General features: G+C 42.9%; 14 protein-coding genes and 1 pseudogene. 8 read left to right on the top strand and 7 right to left on the bottom strand.

Annotation, left to right across the window (positions count from 1 at the left end; translation table 11 throughout):
• Positions 1-1,330: pseudogene (locus Xbud_RS20345) on the top strand (hypothetical protein); the annotation flags it as partial.
• 148 nt (positions 1,331-1,478) lie between these two features.
• Here the strand turns inward: Xbud_RS20345 and asmA are convergent.
• The 4 genes from asmA to apbC form a co-directional block, all read right to left on the bottom strand.
• Positions 1,479-3,341, bottom strand: a complete 1,863-nt coding sequence (gene asmA, locus Xbud_RS02635) for an outer membrane assembly protein AsmA (protein ID WP_099134595.1) — start codon at positions 3,339-3,341, stop codon at positions 1,479-1,481.
• Between the two features lie 78 nt (positions 3,342-3,419).
• Positions 3,420-4,001, bottom strand: coding sequence for a dCTP deaminase (gene dcd / locus Xbud_RS02630; RefSeq protein ID WP_099134594.1), 582 nt, complete (start codon positions 3,999-4,001; stop codon positions 3,420-3,422).
• A 48-nt stretch (positions 4,002-4,049) separates the two neighbouring features.
• Positions 4,050-4,691, bottom strand: coding sequence for a uridine kinase (udk, locus tag Xbud_RS02625; protein ID WP_099134593.1), 642 nt, complete (start codon positions 4,689-4,691; stop codon positions 4,050-4,052).
• 580 nt (positions 4,692-5,271) lie between these two features.
• Positions 5,272-6,384: an iron-sulfur cluster carrier protein ApbC gene (gene apbC, locus Xbud_RS02620; protein ID WP_099134592.1), complete on the bottom strand. Its 1,113-nt coding sequence runs from the start codon at positions 6,382-6,384 to the stop codon at positions 5,272-5,274.
• A gap of 180 nt (positions 6,385-6,564) precedes the next feature.
• On the opposite strand from apbC, the gene metG reads away from it, so the two are divergent.
• The 6 genes from metG (at position 6,565) to sanA (ending at position 13,752) form a co-directional block, all read left to right on the top strand.
• On the top strand, positions 6,565-8,592 hold the full coding sequence (metG, locus tag Xbud_RS02615) for a methionine--tRNA ligase (protein ID WP_099134591.1): 2,028 nt from the start codon (positions 6,565-6,567) through the stop codon (positions 8,590-8,592).
• Between the two features lie 134 nt (positions 8,593-8,726).
• On the top strand, positions 8,727-9,167 hold the full coding sequence (locus Xbud_RS02610; protein ID WP_099134590.1) for a CidA/LrgA family protein: 441 nt from the start codon (positions 8,727-8,729) through the stop codon (positions 9,165-9,167).
• Between the two features lie 2 nt (positions 9,168-9,169).
• Positions 9,170-9,865 carry a CidB/LrgB family autolysis modulator gene (locus Xbud_RS02605; RefSeq protein WP_099134589.1) on the top strand — a complete coding sequence of 232 codons (696 nt, stop codon included), beginning with the start codon at positions 9,170-9,172 and terminating at the stop codon, positions 9,863-9,865.
• A 162-nt stretch (positions 9,866-10,027) separates the two neighbouring features.
• Positions 10,028-10,912, top strand: coding sequence for a cytidine deaminase (cdd, locus tag Xbud_RS02600; RefSeq protein ID WP_099134588.1), 885 nt, complete (start codon positions 10,028-10,030; stop codon positions 10,910-10,912).
• A gap of 214 nt (positions 10,913-11,126) precedes the next feature.
• Positions 11,127-12,824 (top strand): NAD-dependent malic enzyme, encoded by a 1,698-nt coding sequence (locus Xbud_RS02595; protein ID WP_099134587.1) that lies wholly within the window; start codon positions 11,127-11,129, stop codon positions 12,822-12,824.
• Positions 12,825-13,029: 205 nt separating this feature from the next.
• Entirely contained in the window at positions 13,030-13,752 is a 723-nt protein-coding gene (sanA, locus tag Xbud_RS02590) for an outer membrane permeability protein SanA (RefSeq protein WP_099134586.1), read from the top strand.
• A 34-nt stretch (positions 13,753-13,786) separates the two neighbouring features.
• Here sanA and yeiB read toward each other — a convergent pair whose 3' ends face one another.
• The 3 genes from yeiB to Xbud_RS02575 all read right to left on the bottom strand — a co-directional run bounded on the left by yeiB (position 13,787) and on the right by Xbud_RS02575 (position 17,050).
• The gene (gene yeiB, locus Xbud_RS02585) at positions 13,787-14,950 is read right to left on the bottom strand and encodes a DUF418 domain-containing protein YeiB (protein ID WP_099134585.1); all 1,164 of its coding nucleotides are present in this window, start codon (positions 14,948-14,950) and stop codon (positions 13,787-13,789) included.
• A 15-nt stretch (positions 14,951-14,965) separates the two neighbouring features.
• Entirely contained in the window at positions 14,966-15,634 is a 669-nt protein-coding gene (folE, locus tag Xbud_RS02580) for a GTP cyclohydrolase I FolE (RefSeq protein ID WP_038264398.1), read from the bottom strand.
• A gap of 237 nt (positions 15,635-15,871) precedes the next feature.
• Entirely contained in the window at positions 15,872-17,050 is a 1,179-nt protein-coding gene (locus Xbud_RS02575; protein WP_099134584.1) for a YbfB/YjiJ family MFS transporter, read from the bottom strand.
• Positions 17,051-17,449: 399 nt separating this feature from the next.
• Here Xbud_RS02575 and Xbud_RS02565 point away from each other — a divergent pair, with 399 nt between their 5' ends.
• A complete protein-coding gene (locus tag Xbud_RS02565) occupies positions 17,450-17,824 on the top strand; it encodes a type II toxin-antitoxin system PemK/MazF family toxin (protein WP_099134583.1) in 375 nt (124 codons plus the stop codon).
• Positions 17,825-17,954: the final 130 nt, after the last annotated feature.

Genomic DNA, 17,954 nt, shown 5'->3' with positions numbered 1-17,954 from the left:
GATCATGCAGGAAGCCCAGAAGGCTATGCAGGAAGCTCAACAGGCTCTGAAAGCCGCGGACAGCAAAGTGCCTCTGACCCGCCGTGTCAATGATAAAGAGCTGGTCAATGACATTACCCTGACTGCCGCCAATGTCGGCGCCTACAGCAAGGACGAAACCGATAGCCGGATCAAAGACGGTGATGCGCAAGTCATGCAGGAAACCCAGAAGGCTATACATGAAGCCCAGCGGGCCCTGAATGAAGCCCAACAGGCCCTGAAAGCCGCGGACAGCAAAGTGCCGTTAACCCGCCGTGTCAATGATAAAGAGCTGGTCAATGACATTAAACTGGTGGCGGCTGATGTTGGTGCCTACAGCAAGAGCGAAACCGATGCACGGATTAAAGACGGTGATGCACCGATCATGAAAGTGGCAGAAAGCAAAGTGCCGTTAACCCGCCGCATCAACAATAAAGAGTTGGTGAATGACATTAAACTGGTGGCGGCTGATGTCGATGCCTACAACAAAGAAGAAACCAGCCAGCTTATTGATAATATTCATGAGCTAGTAAACTCTGCCAATAACAATGCTGATAGCAAAGTGCCAATGACTCGTACAGTGAATCATAAAGCGCTGTTAACAGACATTACACTTACTGCATCTGATATAGATACCTATACCAGAGGAGAAATCGATCAACAAATCCATACAGTCAGGAAGTTAGCAAATGATGCCAATAATAATGTAAACGGCAAAGTTCCATTAACTCGTACAGTGAATAGTAAGGCATTGTTAACAGACATTGTACTTACTGCATCCGATGTAGGCGCCTATAGCAAAAACGAAGTAGATTCTCGTATAGCGAAAGTAAACACAAACGCCAATAGTCGGCTGGCAAAAAATGAGAACGGAGCTGATATTCCAGACAAAAATGCTTTTGTAAGAAATCTTGGTTTAGCTAATCTGGTTGGGTTAAATATTGAATCTCGTTTAATCGGACAAGAAGCCACTGTCATCAGACTTGGTGATATCATCCAGATAAACGGGGTTGCCGTAGCCAGTGACCCAATTCAAGCAGTTAATATGTCAGTTATCGGTGGAATAACGTATTACACCAATTACTACAAAGTACAACTGCCAATCAGCTTGTCAAATGGCATCATTTCATGTCATGCCAGTATTGTCGGAGATAATTTCGATGGTCAAAACCCTAGCTACCCGGCTGATGTTAAAACACAACGCAATAATCCGGATGGAATGGGAATATCGAAAGACACCTTAACTATATCGGTTATCACTCCACAATTAGGCTGGACTCCACAATTCTATTATGAAGTTATGGGGTATTAACAGAAACAGGAAATGAAAAACCCATCTGTTATTTGATCTATAAGTTGATAGTGGTGTAACACCACTATCAACTCACTATCAATTTTTTCACAAACAGGTGAACGTTAAAACGCTCACCTGTTTATTTTATCAATTATGATAAGTTCAACTATTTACTCAGCTTATTTAGCAGCTTTTTTCTTACTTCACTATTATCATTATTCTCAAGCCAGTTTTTAATGGATTTCTTGACTTTTTGCTGTAATTCATCACGCAATATCGGTTCAACATTCAAGGTATATTGCAGATTATCCCAATTACCATAAACCCGCAGTGGTACTTTTAGTTTTTCTAAACGACTAACTAATTCGTTTTCTTGCCCCCACCCACTGATTAACTGAACCGCCAACGCAACATCGACACTCTGTTTCAGTAAATTTGCCTCACCCTGCCCTTCAATTCTCGAAATACCAGATGTTGCAGAAAGGTTATTAATTTTAATATCACCTTTATTCAGTTGAGCTTTTACTGACAGATTTTGTGCATCAGTAAAGTTCTGAATATTCGTCGGCTGTTGAACCAAATCAGTCATTCTTGAAAAAGATTGCTGAATAAGCAAAGGGATATTCAACCCGTCTAAACGCTTATTTTTCACGCCAATACTCAGATCTCCCTGCCAGTAATGGGTAACTGCATATTCATCGTAGCCATCTCCCAAAAGATCTCCATCCAACGCAAATTGTCCACTAAACACCGATGGTAAAGCCAAAGCTTTCAATAGTGGTTGTAAGTCAATGTCTTGCAACAGAGGTTTCGCATGTAATTTAGCCGGATTAACTGTTGCATCAATTGTGGCAGGAAGTGCAAAACGACCACCAAATACGTTACCACTTAATCTCAAAATCTCCGTTATTCCCTCATCATTGACGGCTTTAAAGACAAAGTTATCGATATTCATACCCTGATAAATAAATTTATTCGCCATGAATAACAGATGAGCATTAAATTCTTTCAGAAAACTGAGATCATAATTTGATAAAGGAGAAACTGACTTTGCAATCACAGGTTTTGCCGAATTATTTTCAGCACGATAATCAAGTTTTGCCTGTAAACTATACTGTGATAACTTATCCCATCCTAACAAATTATCTAAATCTAATTTTGGTGAAGACAGATTGATGGAATAGTGCGGTTTATCTTTCAGGTTAATCGCAACATTGCCTGCCAATTCACTATCATTCATCGTCAGTGCTATTTTCTGCAACGAAATAGATGAGGAGAAAGCATCATATTTTACAGCTGCACTACCCGATCCAGCTATGCCTTCAGGCGGGAGACCAACACCCTGTAACTGATATTTAAACGAACTGATATCACCAGTTAAATTATTTGGATAATCAGAAATATCGAAAGAAGCGTTAACCTCAAAGGCAAATTCTTGCTGATTCTTATTAATATTACTATTGAGTTCGAGATTAACGTGATTCTGATCCTGGCGTTTCATCAGCAAATCAATATCCCGCATATTTAGCTGCGAATGGGTATCGGTTTGCCAAATCAATAAACTATTCTCTACTTTGATTTTATCGATATCCAAATTCCAGCTATGAGCATCATCCACTACGGGATAATGAAAATCACCTTCAGGTGCAATGGGAGCTTCTGGTTTTTTTTGTGGCTGACTATCCGGTGTAAACCGCAAAACAGCCCCTTTAAGCATCACTTCTTTGACAGAAAGTTGATGAGATAACAATGGCAGCAACTCAATATCCAGGCGCATATTTTCTGCCATAACAGCAGGCATTTTCGCATTGGGAGCAGTCAGTGATACCTGTCCGGTCAAAATACTCAATTTTGGCCAGACATGCCAACGGAGGTCATCCTGCAACACAAGCTGATAGCCACTCTTTTTTTGTACTTGTTTAACTATGTAGCCACGAAAATCGTTTGGATTAATCAGCACGACTAATGCTGTTAGCCCCGTAACAACTACCACTAACAAAATAACGAGTGTCGTCAACAATCTTTTCATGACTTCCTCAGTCTCATGTCCACAAGATGACTATTTTCACCAAATGACTACTTTACCAGAAATTTTCACCAGGAAAGATTAGTCTTCGCTGATTCGACTCCCCACTGCTCCTTTCTGATTTTTATATTTAGCATCCTGACGTCGGTTATAAGGACGGTCAGCAGCGCCTGAAAGCGGCTCAAAACTCAAAGCCCCAATGACCATACCCGGACGCAAAGCTAACGGTAATTTTCCTGAATTATAGAATTCCAGAACAATTTGACCATGCCAACCCGGGTCAATCCTGTGAGCAGTGACATGGACCATCAAACCAAGACGAGCCAGAGATGAACGACCATCCAACCAACCAACAAGATTAGCAGGCAATGTGACAGATTCCAGTGTCACTGCCAGTGCCAGTTCGCCGGGATGCAGAAAAAAAGCCTCCCCATCCGGCAAACTAATTTCATCACTCATGACGCGATCAAGTGCCGCATTGACTTCAGCCTTAGGACCACTCAAGTCAATATAAGCAGCAGTATGACCACGAAAAACGCGAAACTGATTCCCAAGGCGAACATCAGCAGTTGCCCCATTAATACGTTCGACAGGAGGACGTGGGGTAATTTCCAGTTTACCTTCATCAAGCCATTTAATAATGTCACGGTCACAGAGTCGCATTACTTCCTCTCAAAATACGATGATACTTATGAATTCCTGAACATCAGGTTATTCGCAAAATTGACCAATCTTGGCTTTCAGTATGTCGATAGCCACACGGTTTTTACCACCACGGGGAACAATAATGTCCGCATATTGTTTTGATGGCTCTATGAATTGCAGGAACATCGGACGAACTGTTTTTTTATACTGCTCTATTACAGAATCCAGTGAACGCCCACGCTCATTCACATCGCGCTTGATGCGACGCATCAGACAGATATCCAATGGTGTATCAACAAAAATAGAAAAATCCAGTTCCTGACGCAAACGCTTATCCGTTAATAATAGGATACCTTCAAGGATAATAACTCGCTTCGGTTCAAAATGAATGGATTCTGGTTTGCGGGTATGAGCAACGTAGTCATATTGGGGCAATTCAACGGACTTCCCGGCTTTCAGTGCCTGAATATGCTCGAATAGTAAATTGTGATCCATTGAACTTGGGTGGTCATAATTGACTTTATAGCGTTCTTCCAGTGGAGTATCAGTTTGGTCTTTGTAATAGCAATCTTCTGGAATAACTCCGATATTGTGATCACCAACCTGAGCGCGTAATTCTCTATAAAGTGTGCTGGCAATAAGACTTTTGCCCGAAGCAGAGGCGCCTGAAATACCTACGATTGTACACTTATGTGCTTCATCAGCCATACTAGAAATAACCTGGTTAAAAAGAAAAAATAAAGTGGGAAAATAGCATTCTGTCACGCTATGTTTGGCGGATTATAAGGAGTTAGTAGCTTCTATGCCAGCGCAAACAAGATAAGCCTCGCTTTTTTCAATACGCTTCGCAGAAAAATTCCGCAACCACAGGTCTGCAAATGGAAAAATGACTTAAAAATAATGTTCAAAAACCAGTACCAAAGCGATTCACAAAACTAATCTCAAGATTATGTCCGAAATAATTCCTTGAAAATATCCCGTTAAATTTCAGATGATAGCTATAGTAGATGAAATAGAAATCACCAAGTGTAGAACAATCGCTCTGTAACAGATGATCCTGTAACAATAGAGCCATTGTTCTACGTTTTTGATATAACAATCCCTATACCATAAACCACAACTAAATGACGACAATATCAATGGAATAATCATCAATCTAATCTATTAAATCTCTCAATAAAGCCGTTATATTCTTTTATCAGTTTACCGACAGAACCGTGTATCATCCATTCAGAACGATGTACCTCAAACAGAGTATAATTGTGCACTCTTCATTTGATCACTTAAATCAAACTTCACGGAAAGAAATTTCAGTCGGTATTTTATCTCCTCGCCAGTACATCTGGGCAGAAATATTCGCAGCAATTTCATGATAAATGTCCGCAAATTCACTATCAGGCTGGCTGGTAACCGTTGGTTCTCCGCGATCAAGGTCTTCACGCAGTGAAATATGCAGAGGGATCTTGCCCAATAATTGGCATTCGTATTTTTCCGCCAGTTTTTCTGCGCCTCCCTCACCAAAAATCGGCTCATGTTGGCCACAGTGACTACAGATATGCGTGTTCATGTTCTCAATAATCCCTAGCACTGGTACGTTGACTTTCTGGAACATGACAATACCTTTCATAGCATCAATCAGGGCAATATCCTGCGGTGTTGTAACAACCAATGCACCAGTCACCGGAATATTCTGGGATAACGTTAACTGGATATCCCCAGTTCCCGGTGGCATATCGATTACCAGATAGTCCAGATCCGGCCACAATGTATCTTGTAGCATCTGCATAAGTGCTTTACTTGCCATCGGGCCACGCCACACCATTGCGTTATCATCGGTGACAAGATAACCAATGGAATTTGTCGCCATGCCATGTACCATAATTGGGGCCATGTGCTGACCATCAGGTGAAGTCGGGCGCTCTTTGGCTGTCCCAAGCATATTAGGAACCGATGGACCGTAGATATCTGCATCCAGAATACCTACTTTTGCCCCTTCCTGAGCCAAAGCCAGTGCCAGATTCACGGCCGTGCTGGATTTACCCACGCCACCTTTTCCTGAGCTGACTGCCAGAATATTACGTACGCCATTAACACCCGGTAAGTTGTTAGCTCGGCGTAAGGTACAGATATCATGGGAAAGCCGCCATTCAACACCTTTTGCATCTGTAACAGCTTGTAAGAAATGAGTTGTTTCTTCCTTCAATGTTTCAAAAGCTCGTTTCCAAACGAAGGGCATCATTAATTCAATATGTAGTATCCCATCCAGAACAGTACAGCGATGCAATGCTTTCAGAGTCACTAAATCTTGTTCTAATGTCGGATGTTTGAATGCTGCCAATATTTTCGCAACGCTTTCTCTCAGCAGGTCAGGATTGGTCTGCTCGGGGGATCGTGAGTTCATCCCGGCTCCTTTTGATTTATCTTTTTCAAGCTAAAACTGTCCGTACATCATAGCAGAAGCAGACAGCTTACGATAAGAACAAAACAAAAGAGATGAAGTTCTCGCATTACCCTAGCGACAATGCTCCTTATCAGGTAACATCAAAAACCCTTTTCAATTTATGGAAGTCAGATCCTAACTATGTCTCAAGTCGCGAAAAAATTACTGGTGACCTGTGCGTTACCCTATGCTAACGGTCCAATTCATCTCGGTCACATCTTAGAACACATTCAGGCTGATATTTGGGTTCGTTATCATCGAATGCGCGGCAAAGAGGTTCACTTTGTCTGTGCTGACGATGCTCACGGTACACCAATCATGCTGAAAGCCCAGCAGGCTGGGATTTCGCCAGAAGAGATGATCGACAAAGTGCACCTGGAGCATCAGCAGGATTTTGCTGGTTTTGCTATCAGTTACGATAACTACCATTCTACGCACAGCGAAGAAAACAGAGCACTTGCGTCAGAAATTTATCTGAAACTGAAAAAAAACGGTTACATCAAGAATCGAACCATTTCTCAACTGTTCGATCCAGAAAAAAGCATGTTCCTGCCTGATCGTTTCGTCAAAGGCTCCTGTCCGAAATGTAAGGCGGAAGATCAGTACGGCGATAACTGTGAAGTGTGTGGAACAACCTATTCTCCAACAGAATTGATCAACCCTCGTTCAGTAGTATCTGGCGCAACACCAGAAATGCGTAGCACAGAGCATTTCTTCTTCGACCTGCCAGTATTCAGCGATATGCTTCAACAATGGACTCGCTCTGGCACCTTGCAAGAGCAGGTAGCAAACAAAATGCAGGAGTGGTTCGAAGCAGGGCTGCAACAATGGGATATCACCCGTGATGCGCCTTATTTCGGTTTTGAGATCCCTGATGAACCAAGTAAATATTTCTATGTCTGGCTGGATGCACCAATCGGCTATATGGGTTCATTCCAGAACCTGTGTGATAAACGTGGTGACCTGAACTTCGATGAATTCTGGGCGAAAGATTCCAAAGCAGATCTTTACCACTTCATTGGTAAAGATATCGTCTATTTCCATAGCCTGTTCTGGCCAGCGATGTTAGAAGGCAGCAATTACCGCAAGCCAACCAACGTGTTTGTTCATGGTTACATTACTGTCAACGGCACTAAGATGTCTAAGTCTCGCGGAACTTTCATCAAAGCAGAGACTTATCTGAAGCATCTGGATGCAGACTGCCTGCGTTATTACTACGCAGCGAAACTCTCTTCCCGCATTGATGATATCGACCTGAATCTGGAAGACTTCGTTCAGCGCGTCAACAGTGACATCGTTAATAAAGTCGTTAACCTGGCTTCACGTAACGCTGGTTTCATCAATAAGCGTTTTGCCGGTAAACTGGCAGATCAGCTCGCTGATCCCACGCTGTACCAGAAATTTGTTGATGCCGCACAGGGAATTGCAGAAGATTTCACTAATCGTGAATTTGGTAAGGCTGTTCGTGAAATCACGGCATTGGCAGATCTCGCTAACCGTTATGTTGATGAACAAGCACCGTGGGTTGTGGCGAAAGAAGAAGGCCGGGATGCAGATCTTCAAACTATCTGCTCAATGGGCATCAACCTGTTCCGCGTGCTGATGACTTACCTGAAGCCTATTCTTCCGGGTCTCGCTGTCCGTGCAGAAGCATTCCTGAATACCGAACTGACTTGGGATGGTATCCAGCAACCTCTGCTGAATCATGATGTTTCACCATTTAAGGCACTGTTTAACCGTATGGATATGGCTAAAGTTGAAGCAATGGTAGATGACTCCAAGGAGAACATTGAGCCACAAAAAACCCTGATAGGCCCTCTGGCAGATGATCCAATTCAAGACACCATCACATTTGATGATTTTGCTAAAATTGATCTACGTATTGCATTGATTAAGCAGGCTGATTTTGTTGAAGGCTCAGATAAACTGCTGAAATTGATCCTTGATCTTGGTGGTGAAACTCGTCAAGTCTTCTCCGGCATCCGCGCTGCTTATCCGGATCCAAAAGCATTAGAAAACCGCCTGACCGTTATGGTGGCTAATCTTGCTCCACGTAAAATGCGTTTTGGTATTTCAGAAGGCATGGTGATGGCAGCAGGCCCTGGAGGAAAAGAAATTTTCCTGTTAAGCCCGGACAGCGGGGCTCAGCCTGGTATGCAGGTTAAGTAATCACCTGATACTCTGAGACTGATGTTCCGAAAATAGTAAGGCGGGTTTTCTAAACCCGCTTTTTAATGTGACCTATAGCACACTAACAATATTAATCGTATGATAACCCTCTTTACATTGAGGAATTATACGTTATGTCTTTCCAAAACGTACTCATGGCAGGTTGGCAATACCTGCGTGCATTTGTGCTGCTCTACTTATGCCTCATTGTAGGGAATCTCATTTCAGCACATCTCCCCTGCTCTCTCCCCGGTAGTATTATTGGCTTGCTTCTTCTGTTCTGTTTGCTAGCGCTTCAGATTATTCCCGCTCATTGGGTAAAACCGGGCTGTAGCTTATTGATGAAAAACATGACATTGCTCTTTTTACCCATCGGGGTCGGTGTCATGGAATATTATCCACAGCTCAGCCAACAGATACTCCCGATTGCCCTTTCCTGTATCATCAGTACTGTCATCGTCATGATTACCGTTGCTTACAGCTCTCATTATGTCCACCGCGAACGCACCATTATCGGCACCAATCACAAAAAACAATTACCAGAACAGAAATCATCACAACAGGAGAGAAAATAAAAATGCTAAACCATATCTGGTGGTCATTGCCATTAACCTTGGCTGTCTTCTATCTTGCCAAAAAACTATCTGTCCGATTCAGGTTTCCTATTTTAAACCCCTTATTGATATCAATGGCAGTCATTATTCCTCTGCTGCTGCTGACTCATACCCCTTATGAACATTATTTTGCCGGTAGCCGGATATTGAATGATTTGTTACAACCTGCTGTTGTTGCTCTAGCCTTTCCGCTGTACGAACAGCTCCATCAAATCCGTGCTCAATGGAAATCTATTATCAGTATCTGCTTCATCGGCTGTGTTACTGCAATGGTAACAGGTACAGCTATTGCTTTATGGGCAGGCGCTACCCCTGAAATCGCAGCTTCTGTATTACCAAAATCAGTTACAACTCCTATCGCCATGGCAGTCGCTCATTCTATTGGGGGTATCCCAGCCATCAGTGCCGCCTGTGTCATTGCTGTTGGTATCTTAGGTGCGATTTTTGGCCATAATCTGTTTAATTTCTTAAAAATTAAAACCCAGGCCTCCAGAGGGCTTGCGATGGGTACAGCTTCTCATGCCGTAGGAACTGCACGATGTGCTGAAATAGATCATGTCGAGGGTGCATATAGTTCACTGGCACTGATGACTTGCGGCGTTATTACTTCATTGATCGCGCCTTTCTTATTTCCTGTGTTACTGCATCTTTTTGGTTAGTTACCAAAAAGTGAAAAAATCATTCAAATAGTAAAAAATTTGACGTAAGTTGTTAAAATAATATCTTTGTTACATAAATTTCATTAATTATATGGAATACATCACATTATAAACCTAACTAATCATCCTAGAATAACCTTCAATTAACTTGGAGATTATTCTATGCAAGCTCGTTTTCACGCTATCTGGTCAGAAATCACGCCTAAATTGCAAAAGGCTCTATTGCCCTACATTGGTAATGATGATTTTCCAGCTATGCTGACAGCAGAGCAGGTGGAGTCAATTAAACAGAGCTGCGGCTTTGATGATCATGCGTTGGCACTTGCCCTGTTGCCACTCGCTGCGGCCTGTTCTATTGCTCCCATCTCGCACTTTCATGTCGGTGCTATCGCACAAGGAGACAGCGGAAACTTCTATTTTGGTGCCAACATGGAATTTGTGGGCGTTCCGTTACAGCAAACTGTCCATGCCGAACAATCAGCCATTACCCATGCTTGGTTACGTGGTGAGAAAAAACTGCTATCCGTCACTGTTAATTGTTCTCCTTGCGGCCATTGCCGCCAATTTATGAACGAATTAAACAGTGGAGCACAATTGGAAATCTGTTTACCTGATCACCCACGATTAACTCTGGCTGACTATCTACCAGAGGCATTCGGCCCACGTGATTTAGGAGATACTCCCTTGTTGCTGGATAGCATTCATCATGGCTACCAGTTGGATACCAATGACGAACTCGTACTGGCTGCACTGGATGCTGCGAATCAGAGTCATTCGCCTTATAGCCAATCCCACTCAGGTATTGCTCTGATGGATGAGCAAAATCGTATTTATACCGGCCGCTATGCAGAAAATGCTGCATTCAATCCGAGCTTACCCCCTTTACAGGCAGCTCTAATATTGATGAACATGTCAGGCAGTGATTGCCGAACCATCAAACGGGCGATATTAGTAGAAGGACAAAACAATTATCTATCACAATGGAATGCGACTGAATCTACCTTAGTTTCCCTCGGCTGTAAGCAAACGGAGTGTCATACGTTCTGACAGTTCCATTGCTAAAAAATGACCATCCTGGAAGAATTTTGGGCAAAAGCGAGAAATTAAATAACATTTAATTAGCGAATTCCGCATGTTATCTCTCATTTTTGCTCATGATAGACATATTTAAGTAACATTTACTGTACTTATTTTTTTATCTTCTTAGGATCTATAGCTGATTTGCCGATTTTGTTATTGATTAGTCTAAAGAGTAAGCATCATGGAACTGGAACACGAAAGTAAACGTCCTCTCTATATTCCCTACGCTGGCCCCATCTTGTTGGAATTTCCCCTGCTGAATAAAGGCAGCGCTTTTACGGAAGAAGAACGCAGCAACTTCAATCTGCATGGCTTATTACCTCAGACCGTTGAAACAATTGAAGAACAGGCCGAACGCGCTTATCGCCAATATTGCGATTTCAAAAATGACGCGGATAAACATATTTATCTGAGGAATATTCAGGACACCAACGAAACTCTTTTCTACCGGCTCCTTGACGCCCATCTCAGCGAAATGATGCCTATTATTTACACACCAACCGTCGGTGAAGCGTGTGAACATTTCTCTGACATTTACCGCCGTGCCCGTGGTTTATTCATCTCTTACCCGAACCGGGCTTATATTGATGACATGCTGCAAAACGCCACCAAACAGAATGTTAAAGTTATCGTTGTCACCGATGGTGAACGTATTCTGGGTCTTGGCGATCAGGGGATTGGTGGTATGGGGATCCCTATCGGTAAATTATCTTTATATACCTCCTGTGGTGGGATCAGCCCGGCTTACACCCTGCCTGTCGTATTGGATGTGGGGACTAATAACCCACAACGCTTGAACGATCCGCTGTACATGGGCTGGCGCCATCCTCGCATTACAGGCAAAGAATACGATGACTTCGTAGATGAATTCATTCAGGCTGTAAAACGCCGCTGGCCGAATGTACTGCTGCAATTCGAAGATTTTGCCCAGCAAAATGCGATGCCATTACTGACTCGCTATCGCAATGATCTCTGCTGCTTCAATGACGATATTCAAGGTACAGCCGCTGTTGCTCTTGGTAGCCTGATTGCCGCCAGCCGTGCCGCAGGCCGTCAATTGAAAGACCAAACGGTTACCTTCCTCGGTGCGGGCTCCGCTGGTTGTGGTATTGCTGAACAAATCATCGCCCAAATGAAATCAGAAGGTTTAAGTGATGAACAGGCCCGTGCCCGTGTATTCATGGTTGATCGCTTTGGGCTGCTCACTGACAAGCAACCAAATCTGCTGGATTTTCAAAGTGCACTGGTTCAGAAAAGTAGTACTCTGCGATCCTGGGATGTTAACAATGATAGCCTGTCACTAATGGATGTTGTCCGCAATGCCAAACCTACTGTTCTGATTGGTGTTTCTGGTCAGTCCGGTCTGTTCACGGAAGAAATTATTCGTGAAATGCATAAACATTGTGAACGTCCAATTGTAATGCCGTTGTCCAACCCGACATCACGCGTCGAAGCGCGTCCTGAAGATATTATTAACTGGACAGAAGGTAAGGCACTGGTCGCAACTGGTAGTCCATTCTCACCAGTACAATATGAAGGTCAAAAGTTCTCAATTGCACAATGTAATAACTCTTATATCTTCCCTGGTATCGGGTTAGGTGTTATTGCTGCCGGTGCCAAACGCGTGACAGATGATATGTTGATGGCTGCCAGCCGCGCATTAGCAGATTGTTCTCCACTGGCACAAACTGGTTCTGGCCCGTTATTGCCATTGATCGATGATATTCAGAACGTTTCCCGTAAGATCGCTAAAGAAGTAGCGAAAAAAGCCCAGATTCAGGGGGTAGCAATGGTTACTTCTGAAGATGCACTTGAAGAAGCTATTGAGCGTAACTTCTGGAAATCAGAATACCGCGTCTATAAACGCACATCATTCTGATATATTACCAACTGGCCTGCCGATAACATTTGACAGGCCTTTTAATAAAAGCCTTTAGTAATAAGTACAGCCAATCTCTAAATCCAATAAACATACGAACAATAAAAAGTATTCTATCTGGTATGTTCATCCAATACTTGCTTCGATATATCAAGTAAAGTAGCCTTTGCTCACTTGTTTATAATTATATAAAAGGCAAAAAACAATGTGGAAGCGCCTGATTACCAGCCTGATTCTCATAATAGCTGTTTTTATGCTATCAGCCATTATGCTCGATCGCTGGATCAGCTGGAAAACCGCTCCCTATGTTTTTGACGATCTTAGACAGTTACCTGAACGGGAAGTTGGTATGGTATTAGGTACGTCCAAATATTATAAAACTGGCGCGTATAACCAATATTATTTTTATCGAATTCAAGGTGCTGTTAACGCTTATAACAGTGGGAAAGTAAAATACCTGCTGCTGAGCGGAGATAATGCCCAACACAGCTATAATGAACCAAATACAATGCGAAAAGACCTGATCAAGGCAGGGATACCAGCCCCAAAAATTGTGATGGATTTTGCTGGCTTTCGTACATTAGATTCGATTGTCAGAACCCGCAAGGTATTTGATACCAATGACTTTACTATCATCACTCAGCGCTTCCATTGTGAACGCGCCCTGTTCATTGCAATGCACATGGGAATAGAAGCACAATGTTATGCGGTGTCTTCCCCCAAAAATATGATGACCATACGTATGCGGGAAGTGTTTGCCCGCCTCGGCGCTTTGGCTGACCTTTATATTTTGAAGCGTGAGCCGCGTTTTCTAGGCCCTCTGACACCAATTCCTATCCAGCAGGTCGCTCCTACCGGAATTGGAGGCTACCCTGCCGTATCACCAAAAGAGTTACAGGAACTGGAGAAAAAACAGCCCAGCAGATAAGAGCCTATTTTTCAAGCAATAGGCTCTGCACAGTTTAAAATCTTTCTACCAATTTTCCAGATAAACCCCGCCAAAGTGTTTCAACAGGCCCTTTTTGATGATATTTCAACCACCAGCAGGCGAACCCGATATTACACCCCCAGACGAAAGGAACAAATATTAACAATTCCAAACGGGTGAACTGATTAAATAGCTCCCAATGATAAAAAAGCGTGGTACAAATTAAAGTTTGCATTAAATAACAGGTTAACGGCATTCTGCCAACCTGCTGGAACCAGAAAATAACTCGACAACGGGAAATAACCGGCCAGAATCCATAAATCAAAGCCACATAAGCCAACGCCAGAAATGGTGTCGCCAATTCAGCGATAGTATGACGCACTGTCAAAGCAGTAAAATAACTGTACGGGTATAAATACTGAACTAACAGAGCAACAGAGTGGATCACCAGACCAACGACAAACAGCAACAACGCCACCCGACGATAATGGTAACTACTGTATGCTCCTTTCAACCATCCATTACGTACTAACATTGCTCCACAAAGCATTGTCCCAACCATTTGCCAGCCATACTGTACCACGGTCACTATCATTGCCCCACTGACCTGACGCATACGATGCTCTATCGCCAATAGCCCACCATGGGTTTTCCAGTAAACTTCATGAAAAATATCCTGTTCTAATGGACGCCAGAAAGTACTATTTTCTTCCACTGGGAATAATCCCAACAGATAAAACATCATCAAACCAAACAGGTAAAAAACAATCCCCTGACCAAACAGATTGTGACGGGTATTAATCAAATGCAACGCAAAAATGCCAGCCACACCATATGACAGCAAGATATCGCCATCCCACAGTAAGATCCCGTGCAATAAACCAATAACAGCCAGGATCAACAGCCTGCAAAGATTCCAGTTATGCTCCCTTTGCCTCAATAACTCAAGTGACGCACCAAACAGCAGTGTTAAAATAAACAAAAATTTTCCTTGAGTAAAAGTACTCAAGGCAGACCATGTTAATACATCAGAAAATGAGACATTCTCTTTGTAAAAGAGATTCATATAAGCAGCATATGGCAACGCAAAACTAGAGATATTCAGTAATAATATGCCCAAAATGGCGAAACCACGCACACTATCAAGAGCCACAATCCTATGGCCCGTCACTCCACTATTTAACTCACTACTTGTCATGGTAATAAAGAGGCATCACGATAAGTGTAAGTGGCGAACGGCTCGCAAAAATTCTTGTCGTGTATTCTGACTGGACTTAAATAAACCGCCAAGAGAAGTCGTTGTTGTGGTACTGGTTGCATCACGAATACCACGGGCTTTCACACAGTAATGAACAGCATCAATAGAGATGGCAACATTATTTGTCCCAAGCAAAGTTTGTAGCGCAATTAAAATTTGCTGTGTCAAACGTTCCTGTACTTGAGGGCGTTGCGCAAAAAATTGCACAATACGGTTAATTTTTGATAATCCAATAACTTTATCCTTAGGAATATAAGCTACGGTGGCCTTTCCATCGATAGTTACAAAATGGTGCTCACAGGTACTGGTCAGCGTGATATCTCTCACTGTCACCATCTCATCAACTTTCATTTTATTTTCTATCAAAGTGATTTTCGGAAAATTTCTGTAGTCCAAACCCGAAAATATTTCATCTACATACATTTTCGCAATACGACCCGGCGTATCAGCCAAACTGTCATCACTCAAATCAAGGTTTAACAGTTTCATAATTTCTGTCATGTGTTCCTCAATGCGTGCTTTACGCACTTCAGGCTCTAAAATCTGTTCACGCAGTGGGGTTTCAAGACCATGAGCAACCAGTGCCGAATGCACCAGCGCGGCTTCTGTACTTAAGGATGACATTGATTTCTCCAAGAGTAATACTTCCGTTATGTGATGGGTATCTGCTTACATGATATCTATTGATGGGACATCTGTTCACATTTTTACTGTGCATAACTGCTTCGGATATAGCTACGTCAAATATAGCTATACCCGTCACCCGTCGTCTTTCAAACCGCATTTTTGTCAGCACATATTGAAATCCATTGAGTTAGGTTCATAACTATACCGTCACTACATCAATGCACCAAATCAGGATTATTCCCGACAAATTCTGTTGCGATTAAACACCAACAATCCGGCAATAACCAAGCCAATAAATGCGATATATAAAGCAGGTTCTAGTTTACCGGTCAGCCATGTTGAAATAGCAGACAACATCGGCCCGACCAATTGCCCCACAGCATAACCTGTGGTCAATAATCCCGCCATATAATGCGTATGATTGGGTGCTAATTCACGCCCATACAGCAAAGTCAGTTGCACCACACACATAAAACCACCACCAACCAACAATGCCCCAATGACAAGGCCGCTAATCCCCGGCATTACTTCGGCTATCAATATTCCGAGAGCCTGAAGCCAGAGTGTGATCGCTAAACGAACTTGAGCAGTCGATACATGACTTAACAGAATCCCCAGTACAATACCGATGACAGAAGCGCCCCCAAATATCGGCCAGACAAATTGCGCAAACAGGCTGCCGGGAAAACGTTCAGAGGCCATTTGAGAAAGGAATGTAGCAGGCAGAATATAGCCAAATCCCGCCAGACTGTAACTCCATAGCAACCGTTTAATTTCTGGAGTCAACGTCAGTTTCTGGATCGCCGCTTGTGGGCGATGTAATTCTCCACGACGCGGCAAATGACGACTAGCATAAATACTGCACAACAAGGCCAGAATGCCATAAATAAACCATGCCTGAGCAGCATTCATTCCCCACAACTGAATCCCTACCGCCAATGCGCCACTAATCAAAATTCCAATTCCAGTGCCTGCAAAGACAGCCGCACTTAGCCCCGGACGATTCAGTTTTGCCAGTGCATCATTCGCCCATGCTGCCACCAATACTAATGTCCAACCACTCGCCCAGCCGATAAAAAATCGGGCAATACTGTGTAATATTGGGCCATCCAGCAAGGCTGACAGAAGTGTAATAATTACCGCTCCCCATAATCCGCCCCATAGACGATACTCTACAAACTGCCGTGCCCGCATTGCATCATAAGAGCCAGCAAAATAGCCAAGGTAATTAAATGCAGCAACAATTCCTGCTTCTGTCAGAGTGAATTGTGATTCTGCGATCATCAATGGAACTTGTGGAGTAAAAGTAAAACGTCCTATTCCCATTGCAACAACTAAAGCGAGAAAACCGCTCAATGCAATCTGAATAGCCTGATAGTTACGGCTGCCTGGTGCGATGATTTGATTGCTCATAGTGATTAAATCTTTATTTAATTAATTGTTTTAACTGTCATTATTTAGTTATAACAAATCATGAATGTAATATACATCTTTTCTTAGTCACTAATCATACCCATCATTACTGTAAACGATACTCTAGTTGAGCAGCATACCTATATTTTCAACATAATATGGAAACATACGATGTAGTTTTTATCTAACCGCAAACAACTGAAGCCATCAAACAGGGGCCCTCTGCCAGCCCTGCCAAAATATCGACACCATAAGCATCAAACCAGAGGATAGAATTGCCAGAGGCCGGAAGTCTCTTTCTGAGCTATTGCAAGGCATTGATGAAGCAGAAATACGGGCTTTCAACGAAGCAACAACCGACGATCTAAATTCTCCTCCTGTTGGTAATGAGGTGATTTAATGGTGCATAGAAGGAACGTCCCAAGCAAGGGTGAAATCTGGCACACTAGTAGCAATTCCGTTAGTGGCAGAGAGTTTAAAGGGGCGCATTACTATCTGGTTATCTCTGAATTTGCACTGAATCAAAAGTTAGGTACTGCACTTTGCGTTCCAATTACCAGTGGAGGAGGGATAGCACGTTCTGAAGCTGTCACCGTATATCTAGATGGCTCAAGTACCGATACTGGCAAAATTACCGGTGTTGTGCTTTGTTACCAGATCCGTTCACTTGATTTGAATGAACGCAAAGCTACCTATTCGGCACAGGCTGAACCTAGTGTTGTTGATGAAGTATTAGCTAAAGTAATAGATATTTTAGACCCTCAATTAAATTGATTGCGAAAGGCTCAGAAACCACTAGTAGAAATCCCTTCCTGAGTCACGAAGTACAAAGATGGGGAAGATGGGGAAAATGTCAATCTGTACCAGCCATTCCCCATTAAAAGGATATTTGCCATAATGCAGG

Source organism: Xenorhabdus budapestensis, assembly GCF_002632465.1.
Lineage (GTDB): Bacteria > Pseudomonadota > Gammaproteobacteria > Enterobacterales > Enterobacteriaceae > Xenorhabdus > Xenorhabdus budapestensis.
This window is presented reverse-complemented; position numbering and strand designations above follow the sequence as displayed.

Coding starts and splice junctions, on each gene's coding strand:
- asmA (WP_099134595.1), bottom strand. CDS start 3,341: ATGAAAAGATTGTTGACGACACTCGTTATTTTGTTAGTGGTAGTTGTT.
- dcd (WP_099134594.1), bottom strand. CDS start 4,001: ATGCGACTCTGTGACCGTGACATTATTAAATGGCTTGATGAAGGTAAA.
- udk (WP_099134593.1), bottom strand. CDS start 4,691: ATGGCTGATGAAGCACATAAGTGTACAATCGTAGGTATTTCAGGCGCC.
- apbC (WP_099134592.1), bottom strand. CDS start 6,384: ATGAACTCACGATCCCCCGAGCAGACCAATCCTGACCTGCTGAGAGAA.
- metG (WP_099134591.1), top strand. CDS start 6,565: ATGTCTCAAGTCGCGAAAAAATTACTGGTGACCTGTGCGTTACCCTAT.
- Xbud_RS02610 (WP_099134590.1), top strand. CDS start 8,727: ATGTCTTTCCAAAACGTACTCATGGCAGGTTGGCAATACCTGCGTGCA.
- Xbud_RS02605 (WP_099134589.1), top strand. CDS start 9,170: ATGCTAAACCATATCTGGTGGTCATTGCCATTAACCTTGGCTGTCTTC.
- cdd (WP_099134588.1), top strand. CDS start 10,028: ATGCAAGCTCGTTTTCACGCTATCTGGTCAGAAATCACGCCTAAATTG.
- Xbud_RS02595 (WP_099134587.1), top strand. CDS start 11,127: ATGGAACTGGAACACGAAAGTAAACGTCCTCTCTATATTCCCTACGCT.
- sanA (WP_099134586.1), top strand. CDS start 13,030: ATGTGGAAGCGCCTGATTACCAGCCTGATTCTCATAATAGCTGTTTTT.
- yeiB (WP_099134585.1), bottom strand. CDS start 14,950: ATGACAAGTAGTGAGTTAAATAGTGGAGTGACGGGCCATAGGATTGTG.
- folE (WP_038264398.1), bottom strand. CDS start 15,634: ATGTCATCCTTAAGTACAGAAGCCGCGCTGGTGCATTCGGCACTGGTT.
- Xbud_RS02575 (WP_099134584.1), bottom strand. CDS start 17,050: ATGAGCAATCAAATCATCGCACCAGGCAGCCGTAACTATCAGGCTATT.
- Xbud_RS02565 (WP_099134583.1), top strand. CDS start 17,450: ATGGTGCATAGAAGGAACGTCCCAAGCAAGGGTGAAATCTGGCACACT.